This is a genomic window from Streptomyces sp. NPDC058741 (assembly GCF_042746715.1).
Lineage (GTDB): Bacteria > Actinomycetota > Actinomycetes > Streptomycetales > Streptomycetaceae > Streptomyces.
The window spans coordinates 15,262-36,930 of record NZ_JBHYQH010000019.1; the positions used below are offsets into that span (position 1 = coordinate 15,262).

18 protein-coding genes, 9 pseudogenes and 1 riboswitch are annotated in these 21,669 nt (G+C 74.7%); of the genes and pseudogenes, 16 read left to right on the forward strand and 11 right to left on the reverse strand.

What is annotated here, in order from left to right:
• Nucleotides 1-86: 86 nt before the first annotated feature.
• Nucleotides 87-326, forward strand: a pseudogene (locus ACFW6P_RS17325) (NAD-dependent epimerase); the annotation flags it as partial.
• A gap of 140 nt (nt 327-466) precedes the next feature.
• Here ACFW6P_RS17325 and ACFW6P_RS17330 read toward each other — a convergent pair.
• Together ACFW6P_RS17330 and ACFW6P_RS17335 are read right to left on the reverse strand one after the other, a co-directional pair.
• Entirely contained in the window at nt 467-742 is a 276-nt protein-coding gene (locus ACFW6P_RS17330) for a hypothetical protein (protein WP_386353258.1), read from the reverse strand.
• A gap of 60 nt (nt 743-802) precedes the next feature.
• Nucleotides 803-952: pseudogene (locus ACFW6P_RS17335) on the reverse strand (sugar kinase); the annotation flags it as partial.
• 215 nt (nt 953-1,167) lie between these two features.
• Here ACFW6P_RS17335 and ACFW6P_RS17340 point away from each other — a divergent pair.
• The 4 genes from ACFW6P_RS17340 (at nt 1,168) to ACFW6P_RS17355 (ending at nt 5,462) form a co-directional block, all read left to right on the forward strand.
• On the forward strand, nt 1,168-1,662 hold the full coding sequence (locus ACFW6P_RS17340) for an FBP domain-containing protein (protein ID WP_386353255.1): 495 nt from the start codon (nt 1,168-1,170) through the stop codon (nt 1,660-1,662).
• Between the two features lie 100 nt (nt 1,663-1,762).
• The gene (locus ACFW6P_RS17345) at nt 1,763-3,022 is read left to right on the forward strand and encodes an aromatic acid exporter family protein (protein WP_386353252.1); all 1,260 of its coding nucleotides are present in this window, start codon (nt 1,763-1,765) and stop codon (nt 3,020-3,022) included.
• A 45-nt stretch (nt 3,023-3,067) separates the two neighbouring features.
• Nucleotides 3,068-4,153: a hypothetical protein gene (locus tag ACFW6P_RS17350; RefSeq protein ID WP_386353249.1), complete on the forward strand. Its 1,086-nt coding sequence runs from the start codon at nt 3,068-3,070 to the stop codon at nt 4,151-4,153.
• A 115-nt stretch (nt 4,154-4,268) separates the two neighbouring features.
• Nucleotides 4,269-5,462, forward strand: a complete 1,194-nt coding sequence (locus ACFW6P_RS17355) for a lactonase family protein (RefSeq protein WP_386353319.1) — start codon at nt 4,269-4,271, stop codon at nt 5,460-5,462.
• Here the strand turns inward: ACFW6P_RS17355 and ACFW6P_RS17360 are convergent.
• The 4 genes and pseudogenes from ACFW6P_RS17360 to ACFW6P_RS17375 all read right to left on the reverse strand — a co-directional run.
• Nucleotides 5,430-5,894, reverse strand: a pseudogene (locus tag ACFW6P_RS17360) (DUF2470 domain-containing protein); the annotation flags it as partial. The gene ACFW6P_RS17355 and the pseudogene ACFW6P_RS17360 sit on opposite strands and share 33 nt — an antisense overlap.
• 109 nt (nt 5,895-6,003) lie before the next feature.
• Nucleotides 6,004-6,846 (reverse strand): pentapeptide repeat-containing protein, encoded by an 843-nt coding sequence (locus ACFW6P_RS17365; RefSeq protein ID WP_386353246.1) that lies wholly within the window; start codon nt 6,844-6,846, stop codon nt 6,004-6,006.
• Nucleotides 6,847-7,143: 297 nt separating this feature from the next.
• Nucleotides 7,144-7,887 carry a PIG-L deacetylase family protein gene (locus tag ACFW6P_RS17370; RefSeq protein WP_386353243.1) on the reverse strand — a complete coding sequence of 248 codons (744 nt, stop codon included), beginning with the start codon at nt 7,885-7,887 and terminating at the stop codon, nt 7,144-7,146.
• A 28-nt stretch (nt 7,888-7,915) separates the two neighbouring features.
• Nucleotides 7,916-8,184: pseudogene (locus ACFW6P_RS17375) on the reverse strand (alpha/beta hydrolase); the annotation flags it as partial.
• Between the two features lie 164 nt (nt 8,185-8,348).
• On the opposite strand from ACFW6P_RS17375, the pseudogene ACFW6P_RS17380 reads away from it, so the two are divergent.
• From ACFW6P_RS17380 to ACFW6P_RS17390, 3 genes and pseudogenes are all read left to right on the forward strand, one after another.
• Nucleotides 8,349-9,059, forward strand: a pseudogene (locus ACFW6P_RS17380) ((Fe-S)-binding protein); the annotation flags it as partial.
• Nucleotides 9,056-10,534 (forward strand): lactate utilization protein B, encoded by a 1,479-nt coding sequence (locus ACFW6P_RS17385; RefSeq protein WP_386353240.1) that lies wholly within the window; start codon nt 9,056-9,058, stop codon nt 10,532-10,534. The pseudogene ACFW6P_RS17380 and the gene ACFW6P_RS17385, both read left to right, overlap by 4 nt.
• The gene (locus ACFW6P_RS17390) at nt 10,531-11,166 is read left to right on the forward strand and encodes a lactate utilization protein C (RefSeq protein WP_386353237.1); all 636 of its coding nucleotides are present in this window, start codon (nt 10,531-10,533) and stop codon (nt 11,164-11,166) included. The genes ACFW6P_RS17385 and ACFW6P_RS17390 overlap by 4 nt, the downstream gene beginning before the upstream one ends.
• Before the next feature lie 412 nt (nt 11,167-11,578).
• Here ACFW6P_RS17390 and ACFW6P_RS17395 read toward each other — a convergent pair whose 3' ends face one another.
• The 4 genes and pseudogenes from ACFW6P_RS17395 to ACFW6P_RS17410 all read right to left on the reverse strand — a co-directional run.
• A complete protein-coding gene (locus tag ACFW6P_RS17395; protein ID WP_386353234.1) occupies nt 11,579-11,938 on the reverse strand; it encodes a cupin domain-containing protein in 360 nt (119 codons plus the stop codon).
• Between the two features lie 138 nt (nt 11,939-12,076).
• On the reverse strand, nt 12,077-13,054 hold the full coding sequence (locus tag ACFW6P_RS17400) for a pyridoxal-phosphate dependent enzyme (RefSeq protein ID WP_386353231.1): 978 nt from the start codon (nt 13,052-13,054) through the stop codon (nt 12,077-12,079).
• Nucleotides 13,051-13,731, reverse strand: coding sequence for a transcriptional regulator (locus tag ACFW6P_RS17405; protein ID WP_386353228.1), 681 nt, complete (start codon nt 13,729-13,731; stop codon nt 13,051-13,053). The genes ACFW6P_RS17400 and ACFW6P_RS17405 overlap by 4 nt, the downstream gene beginning before the upstream one ends.
• Before the next feature lie 278 nt (nt 13,732-14,009).
• Nucleotides 14,010-14,593: pseudogene (locus ACFW6P_RS17410) on the reverse strand (sigma-70 family RNA polymerase sigma factor); the annotation flags it as partial.
• Nucleotides 14,594-14,838: 245 nt separating this feature from the next.
• Between ACFW6P_RS17410 and ACFW6P_RS17415 the strand changes: the two are divergent.
• Nucleotides 14,839-15,042: an SDR family oxidoreductase gene (locus ACFW6P_RS17415; protein ID WP_386353225.1), complete on the forward strand. Its 204-nt coding sequence runs from the start codon at nt 14,839-14,841 to the stop codon at nt 15,040-15,042.
• Nucleotides 15,043-15,100: 58 nt separating this feature from the next.
• Here the strand turns inward: ACFW6P_RS17415 and ACFW6P_RS17420 are convergent.
• Nucleotides 15,101-15,408, reverse strand: a pseudogene (locus ACFW6P_RS17420) (SAM-dependent methyltransferase); the annotation flags it as partial.
• A gap of 178 nt (nt 15,409-15,586) precedes the next feature.
• On the opposite strand from ACFW6P_RS17420, the gene ACFW6P_RS17425 reads away from it, so the two are divergent.
• From ACFW6P_RS17425 to ACFW6P_RS17455, 7 genes and pseudogenes are all read left to right on the forward strand, one after another.
• Nucleotides 15,587-16,384 carry a VOC family protein gene (locus tag ACFW6P_RS17425; protein ID WP_386353316.1) on the forward strand — a complete coding sequence of 266 codons (798 nt, stop codon included), beginning with the start codon at nt 15,587-15,589 and terminating at the stop codon, nt 16,382-16,384.
• Nucleotides 16,385-16,693: 309 nt separating this feature from the next.
• Nucleotides 16,694-16,978: pseudogene (locus ACFW6P_RS17430) on the forward strand (MFS transporter); the annotation flags it as partial.
• Between the two features lie 199 nt (nt 16,979-17,177).
• Nucleotides 17,178-18,578 carry a protein kinase gene (locus ACFW6P_RS17435; protein WP_386353222.1) on the forward strand — a complete coding sequence of 467 codons (1,401 nt, stop codon included), beginning with the start codon at nt 17,178-17,180 and terminating at the stop codon, nt 18,576-18,578.
• 78 nt (nt 18,579-18,656) lie between these two features.
• Nucleotides 18,657-18,843: riboswitch (cobalamin riboswitch) on the forward strand.
• Nucleotides 18,844-18,872: 29 nt separating this feature from the next.
• A pseudogene (locus tag ACFW6P_RS17440) lies at nt 18,873-19,568 on the forward strand (energy-coupling factor ABC transporter permease); the annotation flags it as partial.
• Nucleotides 19,569-19,702: 134 nt separating this feature from the next.
• A complete protein-coding gene (locus ACFW6P_RS17445; protein ID WP_386353219.1) occupies nt 19,703-20,062 on the forward strand; it encodes an energy-coupling factor ABC transporter substrate-binding protein in 360 nt (119 codons plus the stop codon).
• Between the two features lie 6 nt (nt 20,063-20,068).
• Complete coding sequence (gene cbiQ / locus ACFW6P_RS17450; protein ID WP_386353217.1) at nt 20,069-20,818, forward strand: cobalt ECF transporter T component CbiQ; 750 nt, start codon at nt 20,069-20,071, stop codon at nt 20,816-20,818.
• Entirely contained in the window at nt 20,815-21,669 is an 855-nt protein-coding gene (locus ACFW6P_RS17455) for an ATP-binding cassette domain-containing protein (RefSeq protein WP_386424062.1), read from the forward strand. The genes cbiQ and ACFW6P_RS17455 overlap by 4 nt, the downstream gene beginning before the upstream one ends.

Genomic DNA, 21,669 nt, shown 5'->3' on the forward strand with positions numbered 1-21,669 from the left:
CGGGGCTTCCTCCCGCCACGTGCGATCGGCGCGACCCGGGTACCCGGTCCCCTCCGAGGAACGGGTGCGGCCGAGAGGAGCGGAACGTGAGCAGCACAGCGGGCAAGAGGGTCGTGGTGACGGGCGCCACCGGCAATGTGGGAACCAGTGTGGTGCGTCTGCTCTCGGAGGATCCCGAGATCGCCTCGGTGCTGGGCCTGGCCCGGTGGATCCCCGACTGGGTCGCCGCCGAAGACGGACTGGGCCGCGGTCGACCTGGCCTCCGAGCGGTCCGACCTGGTGGAGTGTTCAGCGGCGCCGAAGCCGTGGTCAACCCGGCCTGGGCGAGCGGCGCATCTTCGGCGGGCGTTTCACGCCCGGCCCGCCGGCCCGCCCCTGGGCGCACGCATCCGTCCGCACCACGACCGAAGGCCGAAGCCGGCCCCCACAGCCGGCTGCGGCCCTCGGTGTACTCGGCCCTCGGCGGTCAGGCGGAGGGCTCGTCCGGGGTCGGATGCCCGGGGTGGACCGTCCCCGAACGCGGTGCTCCCTGCCGGCCGGTCCCCGCCTCGTCCGTGTCCGGGACGTCGCCGGAGGACTCGCCGCCGGCCTCGTCGGCCCGGTCGCCGTCGTCCTTGCCGGCACCCGTGAAGCGCGGCGCGACGTCCCAGGGGTCCTCGCCGGCGTCGGCCTGCTGGTCCGGCATGTCCCGGGGGACGGGTTCACCGTTCTCACCGGGTGCGTCGAGGCGGTGGTCGGTCACGGCATGCTCCCTTCGGTGGTCGTGCGCCATGCGAGTACCTTCCCGCTGAGCTGCGAAACCTCAGCGCGGCGCCCGCTCCCGCCGCGCCGTGCGCCAGGCCGGCGGCGGGATCTGCGGGGCGGGGCCGCGGCGTCGTCCGCCGCGTGCGAAGAAGTCGGCGAGCGGCAGGATCGCCGCGCCGACGGTGACCGCGTCGGGCCCGAGCGCGCCGCGCCCTGCTCCTGCTACGGATGAGCACGGAACGTGCCCAGGAGTCCGCGACCGGACCGTCGAGCCACCGCCCGGCGTCCTCCCGCGCACGGAACGCCTCCCGCGTCCCGGGGGCCGTGCGGGGAAATCCGCTGGCCTCCGCCGCTCGCCCCTGTCTAGCCTGACCCTGAAACCTAGGGACCCTAGGTTTATGGGAACGACGACCGGGAGCCCCCATGAGAGCACTCACCGAGCAGGACATCCGCACCTCCTTCATCAACTGCTCGAAGGGCGAGGCCAAGCGTCTGGCCGTTCCGCGGGACCTGGCCGAGCGGCCCTGGGAGGATCTCGACTTCCTCGGGTGGCGGGATCCGGGGGCGCCGGACCGGAGTTATCTGGTGACCGAGCGGGACGGGCGGCTCGTCGGGGTGGCCATGCGCTTCCAGGCGGCGCAGCGGGGGTTCCTGCACCGCAGCATGTGCTCGCTGTGCCTGACGACCCATCCGCGGGGCGGGGTGTCCCTCATGACCGCGCGCAAGGCGGGCGCCGCGGGGCGCGAGGGGAACTCCGTCGGGGCGTACATGTGCACCGACCTGGCCTGTTCCCTGTACGTGCGCGGGAAGAAACTGCCGGAGCCCGGGGCGCGGTTCGAGGAGAGCCTCACGCTCCAGGAGCAGATCGACCGGACGGTGGGCCATCTGACCGCCTTCCTCGACAAGGTGTCCGCCTGACCGCCCTCGGTCGCTCGCGGTTCCTCCCGGCGCTACCGTCCCTCCTGGATGTTGCTCGTCGACGTGTTCGAGATGTCCGGGGAAGGGGAACAGCCGCAGGATGCACGACGTACGTGAGTGGACGGCGCAGGCCAGGCGGGCTCTGGGCAAGCGCCGGGACCCCGTGGTGGTCCAGACGCTGCGGTCCGCGACCGCGGCCACGATCGCCTATGTCATCGCCCTGCGGCTGAGTCCCGAGGAGCTCCCCCTCACCGCCCCCCTGACGGCACTGCTGGTCGTGCAGGTGACGCTGTACGCCACCCTCACCAACGGCTTCCGGCGGGTGAACGCCGTGGTGACCGGCGTCATCGTCGCCATCGTGTTCAGCCTTCTGGTGGGCCTGACCTGGTGGAGCCTGGCGCTGCTGCTCGTGGCCTCGCTCGCCGTGGGGCGGCTGGTCCGGGTGGAGGAGTACGTCCCCGAGGTCGCGATCAGCGCCATGCTGGTCCTCGGGGTGACGTCCGTCGGCGACACCGCCTGGGCCCGCGTGGTGGAGACGCTGATCGGCGCGGGTGTAGGGCTCGCCTGCAACCTGCTGCTGGCGCCGCCGGTGTGGGTGGAGGAGGCCGGCGAGTCGATCGACGGCCTGGCGCGCCGGCTGCGGCAGCTGATGCTGCGCATGGGCCAGGAGGCCGCCGGTCACACCCCCACCCACGCGGACCGCGCGGCGGAGCGGCTGCACGAGGCGCGGCGCCTGGACCACGACGTCGTCGACGTGGATGCCGCCCTCCGGCAGGCCGAGGACAGCCTGCGGCTCAACCCGCGCGTGCGGGAGGGCCTGTTGCACCGGGTGGTGCTGCGCACCGGCCTCGACACGCTGGAGATCTGCACGGTCGTCCTGCGCGTGCTGGCGCGGACCTTCACCGACCTCGCGAAGCGACGCGAACCGGCGCCGCTGTTCGGGCCCGAGACGGGCGCCGCGCTGGAGCAGCTGCTGTCCGAGATCGCGGACGCCGTGGTCAGCTTCGCGGTGCTGGTCACCACCGACCTCAGCACGAGCGCGGAGTCCGCGGAGGAACGTCTCGCCACCGAGCTGCGCACCGCGGCGGGCACCCGTGACAAGCTCGCCCTGCTGCTGCGCGAGGAGGCCGAGCGCGATCCGCGGAACTGGCAGCTTCCGGGCGCCGTCCTGACGGAGGTGAACCGGATCCTCGACGAGCTCGACACCGAGCACCGCACCCGGCGCCTGTTCGAGGAGCTGGACCGGGTCTCGCAGGAGCAGCGCGCCCGGATGCCGCGGCTGACGCGGCTGCGGGAGCGGCTGGGCGTGACGGAGCAGATGTGGCGGAACCGCGCCGGGTTCGGTGAGCGTTCTCGCTGAGGGAGCGCCGGCAGTGGGCCGGCACCGAGGCGAGGGGGCGGGCCGATGGCCGACACGACCGCGCGGATCGACGGGAACACTCTGCGGCTGCCGGGCGGTGCGGCCGTGCGGTTCATCCGCACCCTGCGCCTGCCGGAGTCGGGCACCCACCCCCTGCCGCCGGGCCTGGGCGAGTTCCCGGTGCGGCGCGTCTCGGACTACGGCGACCGGGTGCCCGAGGCGATGCGGGCGCGCGGCGGGGTGATGCTGCCGGTGTATCTGCGCGAGGCGATGTGGCTGAGCTTCGCGGGCACACGTGAGCCCGCAGCGCTCCAGGTCGGCGTCGGCAAGGTGTGCGCGGTCTCGGGCCGGCCCTGGAGCGACCGGCCGGCCCGCGACCCGCAGAACTACGTGGTGCTCCCCCGGCAGCCCTGGCTGGACGGCATCAACTCCGGCACGGGCACGGTCCGTCAGTTCGTGGCCGTCCCGCTGGGCCTCGGCGCCAGCGTGGAGGGGCAGGTCACGGGCGAGGAGGTGTGGGGCGGCGTGCAGTTGCAGTCCTTCACCCTGAACGGGCGGGAGCTGGCGCGGTGGCGGGCGCAGGAGCGGCGGCGTGCCGAGCGGACCCGGGCGATGCCGGCGCCGGGCGGCTTCGGTGCCGCGATGCCCATGGCGGCTCCGCCCGCGCCGGGAGCGGCACCGCCGCCCGTCGTGGCCGCCGCACCCGGGGCCGCCCCGGGCGGCGCTCCCGCGGGCCCTCGGCGCGCGCCCGCCGCCATGGGCCTGGGCGTCGGCGGGTCGATGCGGCAGGAGGTCTACCAGGACGACCGGCCGCTCACGGACTGGTCGGAGCAGCCCGCGGGACGCGTCTTCGTGCACCTGGTGACGCCGCCCGAGTGGCGTCGCATCACCGGCGAGGCCGCACCGCCGTCCCCGGTCGACCGGGCCGCCTACACCCGCGCGGGCCTGCCCTGGTTCGACCACTACGACGAGGACGCCGAGGACCTCGCCCCCACGGACACGCTCCGGGCGGTCAGGCCGGCCGGCGACTGGCTCGGGGACGACCACGAGCCCTGGCAGGCCCCCGCGCCCGGCCAGGTGCGGCACCTGGGGGACGCGCCGGGCAGGCCCGTCGAGGACGGGGACTGGTAGGCGCCCGGGGCCCGTGGTCACTCGCGCACCACGGGTCGGCCGGTGTTGCACCCGGCGGGCCGGACACGCCAAGGTGGCTGTCGCGACGGGGACGAGCGACGAGCCGAGGGGTGACATGGGCAGGGGCGGCTGGAGCAGGCGCCGGTTCGTCGGCGTGCTCACGGGCGGGACGGCGGCGGCCCTGTCGGCCTGCGACACGGCCCCGGAGCCCTCGGCTCCGGCGACGAACCCCGGGGCGAGTGCGAGCGCGAGTGCGTCCCGCGAGGCCCGCCGACCGTCCGGGCCCCGCCCGCTCCACCTCGGCACCTACACGTCCGCGGAGGGCGGCGGCGAGGGCATCGGCCTGGCCGCGTACGACCCGTCGACGGGCCGGATCGACGGCACCGGCACGATCGCGGGCGTCGGCGACCCTTCGTACCTCGCGATCCATCCGGACCGTCGCACGCTGTACGCGGTGAACGAGCGCGAGGACGGCGCCGTGACCGCGATCCGCCTGTCGGACCGGAAGGTCCTGGGCGCCAGGAGCACCGGCGGCACCGCCCCCTGCCATCTGTCCGTGCATCCGTCCGGGCGCTGGGTGTTCAGCGCGAACTACGGGTCGGGCAGTGTGGCCGTGCACCCCGTCGAGGACTCGGGCGCGCTCGGCGAGCGGACCGGTCTCGTCACCCACTCCGCTCCCCCGCCCGGCCCCGGGCAGCGGGGCCCGCACGCCCACCAGATCGTCACCGGCCCCGACGGCGGCCATGTGCTCGCCGTCGACCTGGGGACGGACACCGTCTACACCTACCGGCTCGACGAGAAGGCCGGCACGCTCACCGAGACCGGGCGGGCGCGGACCCGGCCGGGCGCGGGTCCCCGTCATCTCGCCTTCCACCCCGGCGGCCGGTACGCGTATCTCGCGAACGAGGTCGACAACACCGTGGCGGTCTGCGCCTACGATCCGGACTCGGGACGGGTGCGGATCGGCGAGGCGCAGCCCACCGGCACCGGCTCGGGCACGAACTACCCGGCGCAGCTCGTGGTGACGCCGGACGGCCGTCACGCGTATCTCGCCAACCGCGGGCACAACAGCCTCACGCGCTACGCGATCGAGGCGGACGGCGCCCGGCTCGTGCTGCGGGACACCGTGCCCGTGGGCGGGGACTTCCCGCGCCAGATCGCGCTCTCGCCGGAGGGCACGCTGCTGTTCGCCGCCAACCAGAAGTCCTCCACCGTGACCGTCTTCCACGTGGACGAGGAGGACGGCACCCTGCGGCGCGCCGGAGGACCGTTCCGCTCACCCGTCGCGGTCTGTGCGCTGCCGTTGTAGGGCCCGCGGGCAGGACGCGGCGGCCGCTCGGCCGAGCAGCGCGTGCATGCGCTCGGTGAGCTGTGCGACGTCGTCGGCGGGGGTGTGGAACGCGAGGCGTACGTCGCCGTGGGCGCGGGTGCGTTCGATGCGCAGCGCCAGTCCGTGCCGGTCGACGGCGAGCGGCCGGACGCGGACCGCGCCGTGCAGGCAGGCGGGATCCACGAGTCGGGTGAGCCGTTCGACGGCGTCGGCGTGGCAGTCGGCGAGGTGGGTCAGCAGCCTGGCCTCGGCCGCGGTGAGCGGGTCCGGCTCGGCGGCGGCGAACGCGTCGAGGTCCACGACCACGGAGCCGGACGGCCGCCGCAGCACCACGCGGGTGGGCGTGAAGGCGAGCCGGTCCTCCTCGGCGGCGAACCCCGCGAGCCACAGCCGGGCCCGGATCCGGTGGCGCGCCCTCGTGCACCGCCGCGTGCGCCGCGTCCAGCAGCGCGAGCGCGCCCGTATGCCGGAGCGACTGCGGCTGCACCCCGAGCGCAGGACGCCGCCGGGGCAGTGGGTCTCAGACCTGGGCCGTCCAGTGCCCGGGGCGGGTGACTGACGCCGGCAGCCGGGTGCCGGCGCTCCCCCGGGCCGCGTTGAGCTGCGGCTGGGTGAGGAAGAACGCCCCGGTGAGGTCGGCGTCCGTGAGGTCCGTGTCGCGCAGGTCGGCACCGATGAGATCGGCGCCGCGCAGGTCCGCGCCGGTGAGGTCGGCGGCGATGAGGTAGGCGCCGCGCAGATCGCCGCCGCGCAGGTCCGCGCCCCTGAGCCGGGCGCCCATGAGGTCCGCGCCCCGGCGGTTCTTCCCGCGCCCCCTGGTGCCGGCCCTCACCAGTTCGCTGGTCCTCAGCAGCAGGACGTTGACTCTGCCCCGGTGCGCGGCCACGTCCAGCGCGGCCAGCTCCTCGGGTGTCCGGCCGGTCAGCTCCCTGGTCTCCCGCAGCAACTCGCGCAGCCCGGGGTGGACCGGGCGGGCCGCGGGCAGGGTGAGCGCCTCGGTCAGGTACCAGAGCAGCTCGTGCAGCTGCCGGACCACCGGGAACACCTCGATCATGCGGCGGGCGTGCCCGGGCGGCGCGCCGCGCCAGTCCCGGCCGCCGAAGGTGACCTGCGAGACCTGCTGCCCGGCACCGAAGCAGTCGTAGACCGTGCAGCCGGTGAACCCCTCCTGCCGCAGCCGCGCGTGGATGCCGCAGCGGTGGTCGTCACGGAGGTTGCGGCAGGGGGTGCCGGCGTCCTTGTCGACGGCGAAGCCGGCCGAGGCCGCGAAGGGCAGGGCGACGCAGCACAGTCCGAAGCACCGCTCGCAGTCGCCGCGCAGTTCGCTTCGCACGGCTGTTTGATCTCGCATGGCGTTCAGCATACGGAAGGACGAATCGAGCCCCGTACCACAGGCTGACGCAGCCGCCGGACCGCCGCCCCCGTCACCGCGCCGGGCCCGGAGCGTCCTTACACCCCGGCCGTTCGCAGCCGCCCGGGCTCCGGGGTCTCGTCCGGGTCGGTGCGGCTCAGCCGCAGCCACACCTCCTGGACGGCGCCCTCCGCCTCGGCCGGCGAGCCCGCCGTCACGGCGTGCGGTACGCCACCGCCGTGAGATGCCCGCGGTGTTCCTCGAACCGACGGGCCGGTTCCTCGCCGCCGGTCCTGCTCTCCTCCCCCGTCATCTGCCGAACAGTTCGAACGCCACCGCGGGCCGGCCCCCGAACCGCTCCCCCAGGGACGCGGCCTGCTGGGTGAGGAAGCCGCGGACGTACGTCTCGGGGTCCTCCTCGGTCAGCACCTCGATGTAGGTGCGGTGTTCCAGCAGTGAGCGCACGGCGCGCTCCATGCCGGGCGTCGCGTCGACGGCGTGCGTGGGGGTGCTGGAACCGGCGACGGCGACCCAGCGCACGCCGTCCCAGGGGTCGAGGCCCTGCTCGGTGAGCTCCGGGAAGATCCACCGGTTGCCGGCGTCGCCGGCCGCGTCGAGGGTGGCGCGGCCGACGGCCACGTGGTCCGGGGTGTTCCAGGCGACGCCGCCCCAGGTGTCCCGGTGGTTGAGCGTGATGACCAGTTCGGGCCGGTGCCGGCGGATCGCGGCGGCGATGTCGCGGCGCAGGGCCGTGCCGTACTCGACGACGCCGTCCTGGTGGTCGAGGAACTCCACCTGCGACACGCCGACCACCGCGGCGCTCGCCCGCTGCTCCCGCTCGCGCAGCGGCCCGCACTCCTCGGGCGCCAGCGTGTCGATGCCCGCCTCGCCCCGGGTGGCCAGCACGTAGGCGACCTCGCGGCCCGCGTCGGTCCAGGCCGCGATCGCCGCCGAGCAGCCGTATTCGAGGTCGTCGGGGTGGGCGACGACCGCGAGGGCACGCCGCCAGTCGTCGGGCATGGGCTGGAGTTGAGTGATCGTCGGCTCCGTCATGTCAGCAGACTAGTCGGCGCCCCCGGCATCACGCCTCGTCGCGCGCCAGTGCCAGCAGCCGGTCGAGGACACGGGGGCCGCCGGCACGCACGCCGTCGTGCTCGAACTCGTCGGTGACCCAGGTGCGCAGGCCCTGATCGCGCGGGCGGTGCGCAGGGAGCGGGCGGTGTCGACGTACATGTCGTCGTGGTGGACGGCCGCCGCGACCGGCACCTGGTTGGCGGCGAGGCGGGCGGGATCGTACAAGGGAGTCCAGTCGGTGCGGGCGGCCAGCAGCTCGGCGGACGATGGAGTCGGCGCGAAACGGGTGAGGTAGCCGGCCTGCTCGGCGGGGCCGCCGCGCAGCGGGAGCGTCCGCCCGTTGGCCGGGGTGGAGTGGCCGGTGCCGCGCTGGTCGAGGAGGAGGACGCGGTACTCCTTGAGGGCCCTGCCGAGCCAGCCGGGCCGGCCCGCGGAGCGGTCCGCACACCGGGCGCGCCGTGGTGAAACTGCTGACCGGACTGGGCGTCGACGTCGACTTCCCGAGCGCGCAGACCTGCTGCGGGCAGGCGCACTACAACACCGGGTACCGCCATGAGGCCGAGCCGCTCGCCCGGCGCTTCTCCGATGTCTTCGGCGGCTACGAGGCGATCGTGACGCCGTCCGGGTCGTGCGGGGCGATGGTGCGGGAGCTGTATCCGCGCATGGGCGAGCGGGCCCGGGCCGAGGGGCACGGGGACACCCTCGCGGCCACGCTGGCGCCGGTGGTGGCGAAGACGTACGAGCTGACCGAGTTCCTGGTGGACGTGCTGGGCGTGACGGACGTCGGCGCGTACTACCCGCACAGGGTGACGTACCACCCGACCTGCCACGGGCTGCGCGGACTGGGGCTCGGCGACCGGCCGCTGCGGCTGCTGCGGGCCGTGCGGGGGCTGGAGCTGGCGGAGCTGCCGGCCGCCGAGGAGTGCTGCGGGTTCGGCGGCACCTTCGCGCTGAAGAACTCCGACGTCTCGGCGGCGATGGGCGCGGACAAGGTGCGCAACGCCGAGTCGACCGGTGCCGAGGTGCTGTGCGCCGCCGACAACTCGTGCCTGATGCACCTCGGCGGGACGATGACCCGGCTGCGGACCGGCATGCGGCCGGTGCACATCGCGGAGATCCTGGCGAGCACGGAGGAGGAACCGGCCGTATGAACGGGACGTTCGTCGGCATGCCCGCGTTTCCCGAGGCCGCGCGGGAGGCGGTGCGCGACACGACGCTGCGCGGCAACCTCCGGCACGCCACGCACACCATCCGGGCCAAGCGGGCCAAGGCCGTCAGCGAGGTGTCCGACTGGGCCGAGCTGCGCGAGGCGGGCCAGCGGATCAAGGACCACACGCTGCGTCACCTCGACCGGTATCTGGCGCGGTTGGAGGAGTCGGTGACGGCGGCGGGCGGCATCGTGCACTGGGCCACCGACGCCGCCGAGGCCAACGACGTCGTCACGCACCTCGTGCGGATGACCGGCGAGTCGGAGGTCGTCAAGGTCACGTCGATGGCCACGCAGGAGATCGGGCTGAACGAGGCGCTTCAGGCCGCGGGCATCGCCGCCTACGAGACCGATCTCGCCGAGCTCATCGTGCAGTTGGGCAAGGACCGGCCCTCGCACATCCTCGTCCCGGCGATCCACCGCAACCGGGGCGAGATCCGCGACATCTTCGCCCGTGAGATGAGCGAGTGGGGCCGCCCGGCCCCCGAGGGCCTCACCGACACGCCCGCCGCACTCGCCGAGGCCGCCCGGCTGCACCTGCGGGAGAAGTTCCTGCGCGCCAAGGTCGGCATCTCCGGCGCCAACTTCATGGTCGCCGAGACGGGCACGCTGGTGGTCGTGGAGTCCGAGGGCAACGGGCGGATGTGCCTGACCCTGCCCGAGACGCTGATCTCGGTCGTCGGCATCGAGAAGACCGTGCCGGCCTGGCGGGACCTGGAGGTCTTCCTGCAGACCCTGCCCCGCTCCTCCACGGCCGAGCGCATGAACCCGTACACGTCGACCTGGACCGGCACGGCCGACGAGGACGGACCGCGGACCTTCCACCTGGTACTGCTCGACAACGGCCGCACCGACACCCTCGCCGACGAGGTCGGCCGGCAGGCGCTGCGCTGCATCCGCTGCTCGGCCTGCCTCAACGTGTGCCCGGTGTACGAGCGGGCCGGCGGCCACGCCTACGGCTCGGTGTATCCGGGCCCCATCGGCGCGATCCTCAGCCCCCAACTGCGGGGCACGGGCAGCGAGATCGACGCGTCGCTGCCGTACGCCTCCTCGCTGTGCGGGGCGTGCTACGAGGTGTGCCCGGTGGCCATCGACATCCCCGAGGTGCTGGTGCACCTGCGGGAACGGGTCGTGCGGGGCGGCGCGGTCACCCGGGAGGGCAACAAGGTGGTGCTGCGGCCGGCGAAGGGGCACGCGGCCGAGCGGGCCGCGATGCGCGCGGCCCGCTGGGCGTTCACGCACCCGGGCGCGCTGCGCGCCGGCCAGCGCGCCGTCTCCCGGACCCGCCGCTTCCATCCCCGGACGCTGCCGGGTCGGGGCCGGGCCTGGAGCGGCACGCGGGATCTGCCGCCGGTGCCCGCCGAGCCGTTCCGGGACTGGTGGCAGCGCACGCGCGGCGGGAAGGACGGGGCCGAGTGAACAGCAGGGAGCGGATCCTGGGCCGGGTGCGGCGCGCACTGGCGGACGTGCCGGCCGACGCGACGCCGATCCCGCGCGACTACCTGCGCGAGCACGGGCGGCGGACGGACGAGGAGACGGTAAACCTCCTCGCCGAGAACCTGGCGGACTACCTGGCGCTCGTGCACCGCACGGACCGGGAAGGGCTGGCCGGGCTGATCACGGGGCTGCTGGAGAAGGGCGGGTCGAATTCGGTACTGGTGCCGTCCGGGTTGGACGACGGGTGGCTCTCGGCGTCCGGTGCGACGCGGGTGCCGGACCGGGCGGAGAGCGCACCGGGCGAACTCGACCGGGTGGACAGCGTCGTGACGGCCTGTGCGGTGGCGATCGCGGAGACCGGGACGATCGTGCTGGACGGCTCGTCCGACCAGGGCCGGCGCCGGATCACCCTCGTCCCCGACCATCACCTCTGTGTCGTACGGGTCCCCTCGCAGGTGGTGTCCTCGGTGCCGCAGGGGCTCGAACGCCTCGACCCGGCCCGCCTGTTGACGTGGATCTCCGGGCCGTCGGCGACGAGTGACATCGAACTGGACCGGGTCGAGGGGGTGCACGGCCCGCGCACGCTGGAGGTGATCCTCGTGAGTGGGGACTGAGCGGGGCTCCGGGCAGGACCGAGGTCGACGGAGCGCGCCCGGGACTCGTCGACGCCCTCGTAGCACTGCAGGCCCACTCGCCGCGCCCGACGAGATCCGGCGGCGCATCGAGGCCTTCCGCGCGCTGGTGACCGCGGAGACGCGGCGCCGGGGGGGCCGAGCGCCGGGGGCGGGACGAGATCGCCCGGCGGGCGGTGGCCCCGACCGCCGACCGGGTCGACTTCCTGTTCGCCGGGAAGGACCGCCTGGCGGAGCAGGGCGTCTCGCGGCCCTCCGGGACCTGGCCGGGTCGGGGAGGATCGCCCCGGTCGCGGAGCAAGGTGTTCGCTCTCGGAGGCGGCAGGGGCGATCCGTTACCCGGAGGTGGAGCGCGCGCGGGCGAAGGTCGTGGCCACGGTGTGACGCGTGGCCGTCAGGTGCCCTTCGCGTACTCCTTGGCCATCTGGCCCTGGAAGTCGTAGGTGACGACCTGCTCGTCGCCCACGACCCAGGCGTCGTGCCCGGGGGTGCAGACGAAGACGTCGCCGGGGCCGACCTCCGTCTCACCGCCGTCGTCCATGCGGATGTGCAACCGGCCCTGGACGATGTAGCCGTTGTGGTGCATCTGGCAGCTCTCGGTGCCGGCGATCGGGGACACGGACTCCGACCAGCGCCAGCCCGGCTCGAAGGTCGCCACGGCGAAGTCGAGGTTCGTCATGTGGACGGCTTCGAGGTGGCCGCGGGGGAAATCACGCCGCTCGTCGGGCTTGTCGAGCGTCTTCACTTCCAGCATGACGCGCTCCCTTCCGGCCGCGGTGCGTCGCGGCCGGGCCGGTCTCCTCGGCGGCCCTGGACACCGCCGTCGGCGGTCGGCCCTACCCCTCCATCGTCCGCCCGGCCACCCGGGGCCGCCATTCGGGTGACCCGCGGGTCAGCCGCCGTGGCCGCAGAGCTCGGCGAAGCGCGCCGCGTCCACGTTGCCGCCGGAGAGGATCACGCCGACCCGCGCGGGAAGCGGGCCCGCCCGGCCGGTGAGCAGGGCGGCCAGCGGGGTGGCACCGCTCGGCTCGACGACGATCTTCAGGCGCTCGAAGGCGAAGCGCATCGCGTCCCGGATCTCGTCGTCGGAGACCAGGACGATCCCGTCGACGAGCCGGCGGTTGACGGAGAAGGTGAGTTCGCCCGGGGTGTGCAGGGCCTGTCCGTCGGCGATGGTGCGCGGCACGGGGATGCTGACGCGCCGCCCCGCCTCCAGGGAGCGCCTGGTGTCGTCCCCGGCCTCCGGTTCGACGCCGACCATGCGGATGCCGGGGTACAGGCCCTTGGCCGCCGTGGCGCTGCCGGCCATCAGCCCACCGCCGCCGACCGGCGTGAGGATCGCGTCCACCGCCCCTGTTTCTTCGAGGAGTTCGAGGGCGGCCGTGCCCTGTCCGGCCATGACGTGCGGGTGTTCGTAGGGCGGGATGAGGGTGAGGCCCCGCTCGGCGGCCAGGGCCTCGGCGAGGGCGACGCGGTCGCCGCTGTAGCGGTCGTAGGTGACGATCTCGGCGCCGTAGCCGGCCGTGGCCGCGCGCTTGGACGGCGGGGCGTCCTCGGGCATGACGATGACGGCGGTGGTGCCGAGCTCGCGGGCGGCGAGGGCCACGGCCTGGGCGTGGTTGCCGGACGAGTAGGCGGCGATGCCCCGGGACAGCTGCTCCGGGGTGAGGCGGGAGGCGGCGTTGTAGGCGCCGCGGAACTTGAAGGCGCCCACGCGCTGGACGTTCTCGCACTTGAGGTGGATCTCGGCGCCGACGAGCGCGTCGAGGGTGCGGGAGCGCAGCACGGGGGTGCGGTGGGCGACGCCCTGGAGACGGGCGGCGGCGTCCCGCACGTCGTCGAGGGTGACCGGTGGGGTGGTGGTCGTCACGCGGATCCTCCGGTGGGGGTGTCGTGGGCGGCCCGGGCCCGGGACAGGTAGTGGTAGGCGGAGGCGCGGGAGATGCCGAGCCGGGCGGCGACCTGTTCGACGGCGCCGCGCACGGCGAAGACACCGCGCGCGTCCAGTCCGCCGAACAGGTCCAGGCGCTCCGCGCGGTCGAGCTCCGCCCAGCTGCCGCGCTGGCGGGACCGGTGGGCGTCGAAGAGGGCGTCGACGACGGAGTCGATGTCGTTGCCGAAGGTGGTGGTGGGCAGCTCCACCTGCTCCGCCGGGTGCCCGGCGAGCGCGCCGAGCAGGTCCTGGACCCGGCTGACGGCGCCGACGTCCACGTTGACGCAGAGGGCGCCGAAGACGGACCCGGTCGAGTCGCGCAGCACCATCGTGGAGGACTTCACGCGCGTCCCGTCGCGGGTGCGGGTGAGGTAGTTGAGCTCGTCGGCCGCCTCGTCACCGCGGGCGAGGACGCGCACCCCGATCTCGCTCATCGCGCCTCCGGCCGTCCGCCCGGTGACGGATCCGGCCACGGTGACCACCGAACTCTCCGGGTCACGGTAGTCGTGCAGCACGACCTCGCAGACCGGCCCGAAGGTCGCGGCGATCCCGTGGACCACCGGCACCAGTGCGGCGAGGATCGCGTCCCGCTCCCCGTCCGTCCGCTCGGCCATCCGCCCTCCCCGTCTTCCGCGTCCTCCACGTCACTCTAGACCAATCGTCCAGTTTCTGGATAGGCAGTCCAGGAATCAGGGGAGCCGTGGTGCCGGACATGCGTCGCGCCGGGCGGGGCGAGAGGCTGCTCTCCGCCCCGCGGTGGCGACGGAGATGACGGCGTGACGGGTTCCTGGCCGCCGTTCGACGCCCGGTGCCCGCCGGGGAAGCCGGCGGGCACCGGATCCCGCCGGCCGACCTGCTGGTAACGGGCCTCGCGGGGCACGAGCGTCGCCCTCGCCGGACCTTCCGCCGCGGCGAGCAGGGCCGTGAGCGTCGCCCGGGCGCGGGCGACGCGGGAGCGGACCGCGCTGACCGGGCAGTCGCTCAGCTCGGCCGCCTCGGCGTACGGCAGACCGAGCAGCTGCGTGAGGACGAACACCTCGCGCCTCTCGTCCGGCAGTCCGGCCAGCAGGTCCAGCAGCGCCACCCCCTCGTCGAAGCCGGGCAGTGCGCGCGGCTGGGCGCGTTCGGCCGCGCCCGCCCGGTCCGGCAGGCCGGCCGGGCGGGGGCGGACGGCGGCGTACCGGATGCTGTCGGCGACCGCGCGGCGCGCGATGGCACGGCAGCCAGGCGCGCGCCGACGACCGGCCCTCGAAGCGGTGCAGGCTGCCGAGGGCCCGCGGGAACATGTCCTGGGCGAGGTCGCCCAGCGCCTGTGGACCGGCGCACAGACGGGCGACGCTGGGCACCGTCGCGGTGCAGGGCGCGCACGGACCGCTCGACGGCCGCGGGGTCACCGCCCCGGGCGGCCAGCGCCCAGGCGGTCGTCGGCGTGTCGGCGGAGGCCGATCTCTCACGGGGCAGGGCAGGAGCGATCACCCGAGGTCCTTCTGGGCTCAATCCGGGCGGCGTGATCCGGCTCACCGGTGCGCGCGGCGGGCGGGTCGGTGGTGCGCGTGCACCACCGCGTGCCCCTTGCCCCGGCCGATCCATCAGTTCGCAGCAGGCGCACCGGTCGTTCGTCCGGAGCGGCGCCCACGGCGCGTCCAAGGGCGGTCTGGCGGCTCTGACCCGCTCCCAGGCCGCGGCGTGGTCGCCGCACGGCGTCACCAAGCAACGCGCTGGTGCCCGGCGTCGTCATGACCCCGCTCAACGGCTGGCCGGCGTCCTCCCCGGAGACGGTGGCCGCCCTCGCCGGACGCACGCTGATCGGGCTAAACGGCCTGGCCGAGGACTTCGCGGGCGCGGCGGTCTTCCTGACGGGCCCGGCGTCGGCCTGCATCACCGGGCAGTGGCTCCTCATCGACGGCGGCCTGTCCGTCCACTGACGCCGCTCCCCCGCGGCGTGTGTTCAGACGCGTTCCCCGGCGGCGCCTTCGCCGGCCGCCGCCCGGCACCACCTCTCCGCCACACGAACACCTCGGTGCCCGGCCCGATCTCGCAGAAGTGGCCCCAGGGTGAGGCGTCGCGCAGCAGGGCCCGGAGGTCCACCTCGGCGTCGGCCCGGCGGCTCCCGAACAGGTGGGGCGCGGAGAACGACATCGAGAACGTCCAGGCGACGACGTCGTCGGCACTCCGCGCGGCAGCACCTGCCCGCCGGGCACGACGAGCCGCAGCGGCCCGGTGAACCCGGCCCGCGCGAACACCACGGCCTCCCCGCCCGGCGTCCCCCGCGGCAGCACCCCGCTGCCGGCCGTTCACCACACCCGGGCAGCCCCTCACCCGGACGCGGCCACCCGGGCGGGCGGCGGTGCCGACAACGCCACGGTGCGGGTGCCGGAGCCGACGGCACGGACGGGTCACGCCGAGGGGCGAGCGCCGGTGCCCGGTGCCACGCTGAGCGCAGGATCTGCGGAGAGGAACTGCATCGCCATGATCACCACCGAGTACGCCCCCGGCTCCCCCTGCTGGCTCGACCTCGGCACTCCGGACGTCCGGGCCGCCGCGGCCTTCTACGGCGCCGTGCTCGGCTGGGAGTACGAGCCCATGGGCGAGAGCGATGACTTCGAGGGCGGGATGTTCCAGAAGGACGGCAAGATCGTCGCGGGTCTCGGCAAGCTCACCGAGGAAGGCGCCCGCCCCGCCTGGATGCTCTACTTCGGCGTCACCGACGCGGACACCACGACCCGAGCCGTGCAGCAGGCGGGCGGCTCGGTCCGCGTCCCCCCGACGGACCTCGACGGCTGGGCGCGGATGGCGCAGTACAGCGACCCGCTGGGCGGCCAGTTCGCCGTCTGGCAGCCGGGCAGGAGCAAGGGCCTCGACCTGGTGGACGAGCCGGGCTCGCTGTCCTGGACGGAGCTGTTCACGACGGACGCCGCCGCCGCACGGCGGTTCTACGGCGATCTCTTCGACTGGCGGTTCAGCGACATGCCACTGCCGGGCGACTCCGGCACGTACACGCTCATCACCCCGGCCGGACTGCCCGAGGAGCGCATGCACGGCGGTGTCATGGAACTCGCCGAGGAGGATCTCGCGCTGAACCACGGACGGCCCTACTGGCACCCGGTGTTCGCCGTGGACGACTGCGACGCGGCGGTGGCCAGGGTCCGGGAGAACGGCGGCGGTGTGCAGATGGGGCCCGAGGACGCCGAGGGCGTGGGCCGGATGGCGATCTGCCTCGACCCGGCGAACGCGGACTTCGTGGTGCTGCAGCCGTCCGAGAGCTGACCCCGGGGCGCCCGGCGCCGACTCGCTCTCTCCGTGATCGGGGCGGCCCTTGACCGGTCAAGCCCACACTTGCCCGCGATGCGCATGCGCGACCACATCATCAGGGACACCACGCCCGCTCACGTCGACGGGGCCCGGGCGGTGATGCTCGACGCGGTGTACCGCGACTTCGGGGCGGGATACGTGCCCCGCGCTGGCACGCCGGCTTCATCGACCCGGTGTCGTTCCACCTCGCGCCCGCACGGCACACCCTGCTGGTCGCCGTGGACGAGCGGGACGGGACGGTGGCGGCCACGGTCGCGCTGACACCCGGCCGCGGGCTTCGTCGTACTGCTGACCGTGGGGCAGACGCTCGTCGTGCCCGCGGCCCGGGCGTGGGTGCCCGACCTCGCCGAGGAGCACCGGATCGGGCTGTCCACGGGTGCGCTGTCCTCGGTCTCCGGTCTGATCGTCCTCGCGGGCAGCGCGGCCACCGGTTCCCTGCTCGACCGGGGGCTGCCGACGGCCGTGCCGTGGCTGGTCCTGGCGGCGGTACCGGCGCTGGCGGTGGTGCTGCTGGCGCGCCGGGAACAGGGCCCGGCCGCGCCGGTCTGAGCCCCCGTCGGGCCGCGAGAGCCGGGGCGTCCTCCGGCGTGCGGGGCCCGCGCTCCGGGATGTCCGGGACCGTTCCGTCCGGGGACATGGCTCGGGAGCGGAGCGGTCATGTGGCGCCAGTATCCTGGGTCGGCTGCGGCATCCCCACCAATCCCCGTGTGGACACGAGGACTTCGGGCTGCGGCGACTTCCCCTGAGCATGAGACGAGGACGTGTGCTGCTAGCGGGCCGCTACCGGCTGGATGTGGAGATCGGGCGCGGTGGAATGGGAGAGGTGTGGCGTGCGTACGACGAGACGCTCGCCCGAGCGGTGGCGGTCAAGCTGCTGCTGCCCCAGGACACCGACGCCACGGCGGCCTCCCGCTTCCGTCTGGAAGCCCAGACCGCCGGAAGTCTCAACCACCCGAACGTCGTCGGTGTGCTGGACTTCGGCGAGTACGACAACCGGCTGTACCTGGTGATGGAGCTGGTCGAGGGCGACAGCCTCGCCCGGGTGCTGTCCACGTCGGGGGCGCTGCCCGCGGAGCGGGTGGCGGTGCTGGCCGCCCAGGCGGCGGCGGGGCTGGCCGCCGCGCACGCGCGGGGCATCGTCCACCGTGATGTGAAACCGGCCAACCTCCTGATGGACGCCCACGGCACCCTGAAGATCGGCGACTTCGGCATCGCGCGCTTCCTCGACGACCCCTCAGCGGCGCTCACCGCGACCGGGCAGATCGTGGGCACCGGCCTCTACCTCGCACCGGAACGCGCCCTGGGCAAGCCCGCGGGCCCGGCCTCCGACATGTACTCGCTGGGGTGCGTGCTCTACCAACTGCTCAGCGGCAGGGCCCCTTTCGAGGCGGACAGCGCCGTGGCGCTCCTCCACCAGCACCTCGACTCCGCCCCCGTACCGCCCCGCGAGCTCGGTGTCGCCCAGCTGCCGCCGGCCTTCGAGAACTACCTGCTCGGGCTGCTCGCGAAACAGCCCGAGGACCGGCCCTCCGCGCAGCAGGCGGCCGAGTGGTTCGCGAGCGGTGCCTGGCGGGGGCTCCCCGAGCCGCTGCCGGAGGCCACGGCCCCGGTACGGCCCGCCGGGGCGGGCGTGTTCGCCGCGGGCGAGACGAGCAGCCCGGCCACGTACGCGCTGCCCACCGGGCCGCGCGCGGTGCGGGGCGGGCGGGGGCAGCGCTCCGCACCGCGCGGCGGACCCGCCGGCCGGCCCCGGGTGGCCGCCATGGCCGCCGCGGCGGCGCTCTTCCTCGCCGCGATGTTCCTCGGCATGCAGTGGTTCTCGCCGGACGGCACCTCGACCGAGGGCACGGAACCCGACCCGTCGCCGTCGGCGAGCGGCCCGGCCTCACCGTCGGCCGCGCAGGACGCCGAGTCGGGCGGGCCCCTCACGTCGGATCCCGGGAACGCCGGGGCGCCGGCCGCCGGCACAGTGGCCGATGTCACCCCCTCCCCCACCGCACCGCCCCCCGCCGCACCGGCGTCCGGCCCGGGGAGCCCGCGACAGGAGACGGCCGGCCTCCCCCGGGATCAGGCGGAGACACCGCAACCGCCTCAGGACCAGCAGTCCGTGGACGGCGGCGACCGCGAGGACGAGGAGGGCGACGACTGAGCAGGCTTGCGCCGGTGTGCCGGCGGACGCCCCCTGACGCGCCCCCCGGGGCGGCTTGTCATCGCGCTCACCCCGGCCTTATTGTCACCAGGCCTTGGTGAACGGGAAATCCGGTGTGATGCCGGTGCGGCCCTCGCCACTGTGAATCGGGAAGTCCGGCTCCGGCCCTCGCGGGCAGCCACTGGGTCCTCACGGACCCGGGAAGGCGGAGTTCGGGCGGTGGTACCCGTCAGCCAGGAGACCGGCCAAGGCGCGTCAACCATCCACGAGGTGCTGGAGAGGGTCTGCTGAGCCATGCACATTGCCGAGGGTTTTCTGCCTCCGGTGCACGCGGTCGCCTGGAGCGTCGCGTCGGCGCCGTTCGTCGTCCACGGGGTCCGGTCACTCACCCGAGAAGTGCGCGAGCACCCCGAGAGCACCCTGCTCCTCGGTGCCTCCGGCGCCTTCACGTTCGTCCTGTCGGCGCTGAAACTGCCGTCCGTCACCGGCAGTTGCTCCCACCCCACCGGAACCGGCCTGGGGGCGATCCTCTTCCGCCCTCCGGTCATGGCGGTGCTCGGCACCATCACCCTGCTCTTCCAGGCCCTGCTGCTCGCGCACGGCGGGCTCACCACGCTCGGCGCCAACGTCTTCTCCATGGCGATCGTCGGGCCCTGGGCCGGGTACGCCGTCTACAAGGTGCTGCGGCGCTACGGCGTGCCGCTGATGGCAACCGTGTTCTGCGGGGCGTTCGTCGCCGACCTGTCCACCTACTGCGTCACGAGTGTGCAGCTGGCGCTCGCCTTCCCCGACCCGGGCAGCGGGTTCTGGGGGGCGCTCGGCAAGTTCGGGTCCATCTTCGCCGTCACCCAGATCCCGCTCGCGGTGAGCGAGGGCCTGCTGACGGTGCTGGTGATGCGGCTGCTGGTGCAGTCCAGCAAGGGCGAACTGACCCGGCTGGGCGTCCTCGTCGCCGGGAAGCGGACCGAGGCCGGGACCGGGGCCGGGGCGGGAACAGGGGCCGAGACCGGGACCGGGACCGGAACCGGGACCCGAAGCGGGACCGGAACCGGGGCCGGGACCGGGACCGGGACCCGAAGCGGGACCGGGACCGAGACCGGAACCGGGACCGAGGCGGTGGCCCGGTGAAGCGGAACACGAAGATCAACCTGGCGCTGCTGCTCGTCGTGGCCGCGCTCGCCGTACTGCCGCTGGCCCTCGGCCTCGGCGACCACAAGAAGGAACCGTTCACGGGCGCCGACGGCGAGGCGGAGACGGCGATCACCGAGCTGAAGCCGGACTACGAGCCGTGGTTCTCGCCGCTGTACGAGCCGCCGTCCGGTGAGATCGAGTCGGCCCTGTTCTCCCTGCAGGCGGCCCTCGGCACCGGCGTCCTCGCCTACTACTTCGGGCTGCGCCGGGGACGGCGGCAGGGCGAGCGGCGGGTGCTGGAGCGGCAGACCGGGAGCGGCCCCGCCGGCGAGTCCACCGGCGCGCGGGACTGAGGCCGCGTGCTGCCGATCGACGCGGCGGCGCACCGCAGCCGCTGGCGCCGCCGCCATCCCGTGGACAAGGCCGTGCTCGGACTCGGCCTCACCGTCCTGGCGGTCTCGCTGCCGCCCTGGCCGGGCGCGGCCCTGGTGCTGCTGACGGCCCTGGCCCTGCTGCTGGGGCCCGCCGGGGTGCCCGGACGGCGGCTGTGGCGCGCCTACCGAGTGCCGCTGGGCTTCTGTGTGACCGGCGCGGTCACGCTGCTCGTCCAGGTCGGCGGGGAGCGGGGCTTCGTCTCCCTGGCCGCCGACGGGCCGTACCGGGCAGGGGAGTTGCTGCTGCGCACCTCGGCGGCCTCCCTCGGCGTGCTGCTGTTCGCCTTCACCACGCCCCTGTCCGACCTGCTCCCGCGCCTGGTCCGGGCCGGGGTGCCCGCACCGGTCGTCGACGTGGCGCTCGTGACGTACCGGATGAGCTTCCTGCTGCTGGACTCCCTGCGCCGCATCCGGGAGGCCCAGGCCGCCCGGCTCGGACACACCAGCCGGGCCGCGGAGTGGCGTTCCCTGGCCGGTCTCGGCGCCACCGCGTTCGTCCGGGCCTTCGACCGGGCGGCCCGGCTGCAGTCGGGGCTCGCCGGGCGCGGCTACGACGGCACCCTGCGCGTCCTGGTGCCCGAGGCCCGGGTCTCCGCCCGTTTCACCGCTGCCAGCGGCTCGCTGCTCGTGGCGCTGGCCGCCGTCACCTTCGTCCTGGAGAGGCCGCTGACATGAGCGAGCCCGCCCTCGTCGCCCTGCGGGGCGCGTCCTTCGCCTACGAGGACGGCCCGGCCGTGCTCAGCGGCCTCGACTTCGACGTGCGCGAGGGGCGCGCGCTCGCGCTGCTCGGCCGCAACGGCAGCGGCAAGACCACGCTGATGAGGCTGCTCAGCGGCGGACTGCGGCCCCGCGCGGGCCGGTTGACGGTCGCCGGGCAGCCGGTGACGTACGACCGCAAGGGCCTGACGCGGCTGCGCACGACCGTGCAGCTGGTGGTGCAGGACCCCGACGACCAGTTGTTCGCGGCGTCCGTCGAGCAGGACGTGTCGTTCGGGCCGCTGAACCTCGGCCTGGACCACACGGAGGTGCGGGCGCGGGTGGCCGAGGCCCTCGCCGCCCTGGACATCACCGCCCTGGCCGACCGGCCCACCCACCTGCTCTCCTACGGGCAGCGCAAACGCACCGCCATAGCGGGCGCCGTCGCCATGCGGCCCCGCGTCCTCATCCTCGACGAACCGACGGCGGGACTCGACCCCGACGGACAGGAGCGGCTGCTCACCACGCTCGACGGGCTGCGCGCGAGCGGCACGACCGTGGTCATGGCCACGCACGACGTCGATCTCGCCCTGGCCTGGGCGGACGACGCGGCGCTGCTCACCCCGTCCGGCGTCCGCACCGGGCCTGCGCCCGCGGCCCTGGCCCGCACCGATCTCCTCCGGCAGGCCGGACTGCGCCTGCCGTGGGGCGCCGCGGCGGCGGAACTCCTGCGCGCGCAGGGGCTGTTGCCCGGTGACGAGCCGGGGCCGCGCACGGCGGAGGAACTCGTGGCGCTGGCGGCGGGCCGGCCGGCCGCGCCCGGACACTGA

Coding starts and splice junctions, on each gene's coding strand:
- ACFW6P_RS17370 (WP_386353243.1), bottom strand. CDS start 7,887: ATGACGGAGCCGACGATCACTCAACTCCAGCCCATGCCCGACGACTGG.
- ACFW6P_RS17340 (WP_386353255.1), top strand. CDS start 1,168: ATGAGAGCACTCACCGAGCAGGACATCCGCACCTCCTTCATCAACTGC.
- ACFW6P_RS17455 (WP_386424062.1), top strand. CDS start 20,815: ATGAGCGAGCCCGCCCTCGTCGCCCTGCGGGGCGCGTCCTTCGCCTAC.
- ACFW6P_RS17435 (WP_386353222.1), top strand. CDS start 17,178: ATGAGACGAGGACGTGTGCTGCTAGCGGGCCGCTACCGGCTGGATGTG.
- ACFW6P_RS17405 (WP_386353228.1), bottom strand. CDS start 13,731: ATGGCCGAGCGGACGGACGGGGAGCGGGACGCGATCCTCGCCGCACTG.
- ACFW6P_RS17365 (WP_386353246.1), bottom strand. CDS start 6,846: ATGCTGAACGCCATGCGAGATCAAACAGCCGTGCGAAGCGAACTGCGC.
- ACFW6P_RS17395 (WP_386353234.1), bottom strand. CDS start 11,938: ATGCTGGAAGTGAAGACGCTCGACAAGCCCGACGAGCGGCGTGATTTC.
- ACFW6P_RS17350 (WP_386353249.1), top strand. CDS start 3,068: ATGGCCGACACGACCGCGCGGATCGACGGGAACACTCTGCGGCTGCCG.
- ACFW6P_RS17425 (WP_386353316.1), top strand. CDS start 15,587: ATGATCACCACCGAGTACGCCCCCGGCTCCCCCTGCTGGCTCGACCTC.
- ACFW6P_RS17355 (WP_386353319.1), top strand. CDS start 4,269: ATGGGCAGGGGCGGCTGGAGCAGGCGCCGGTTCGTCGGCGTGCTCACG.
- ACFW6P_RS17345 (WP_386353252.1), top strand. CDS start 1,763: ATGCACGACGTACGTGAGTGGACGGCGCAGGCCAGGCGGGCTCTGGGC.
- ACFW6P_RS17385 (WP_386353240.1), top strand. CDS start 9,056: ATGAACGGGACGTTCGTCGGCATGCCCGCGTTTCCCGAGGCCGCGCGG.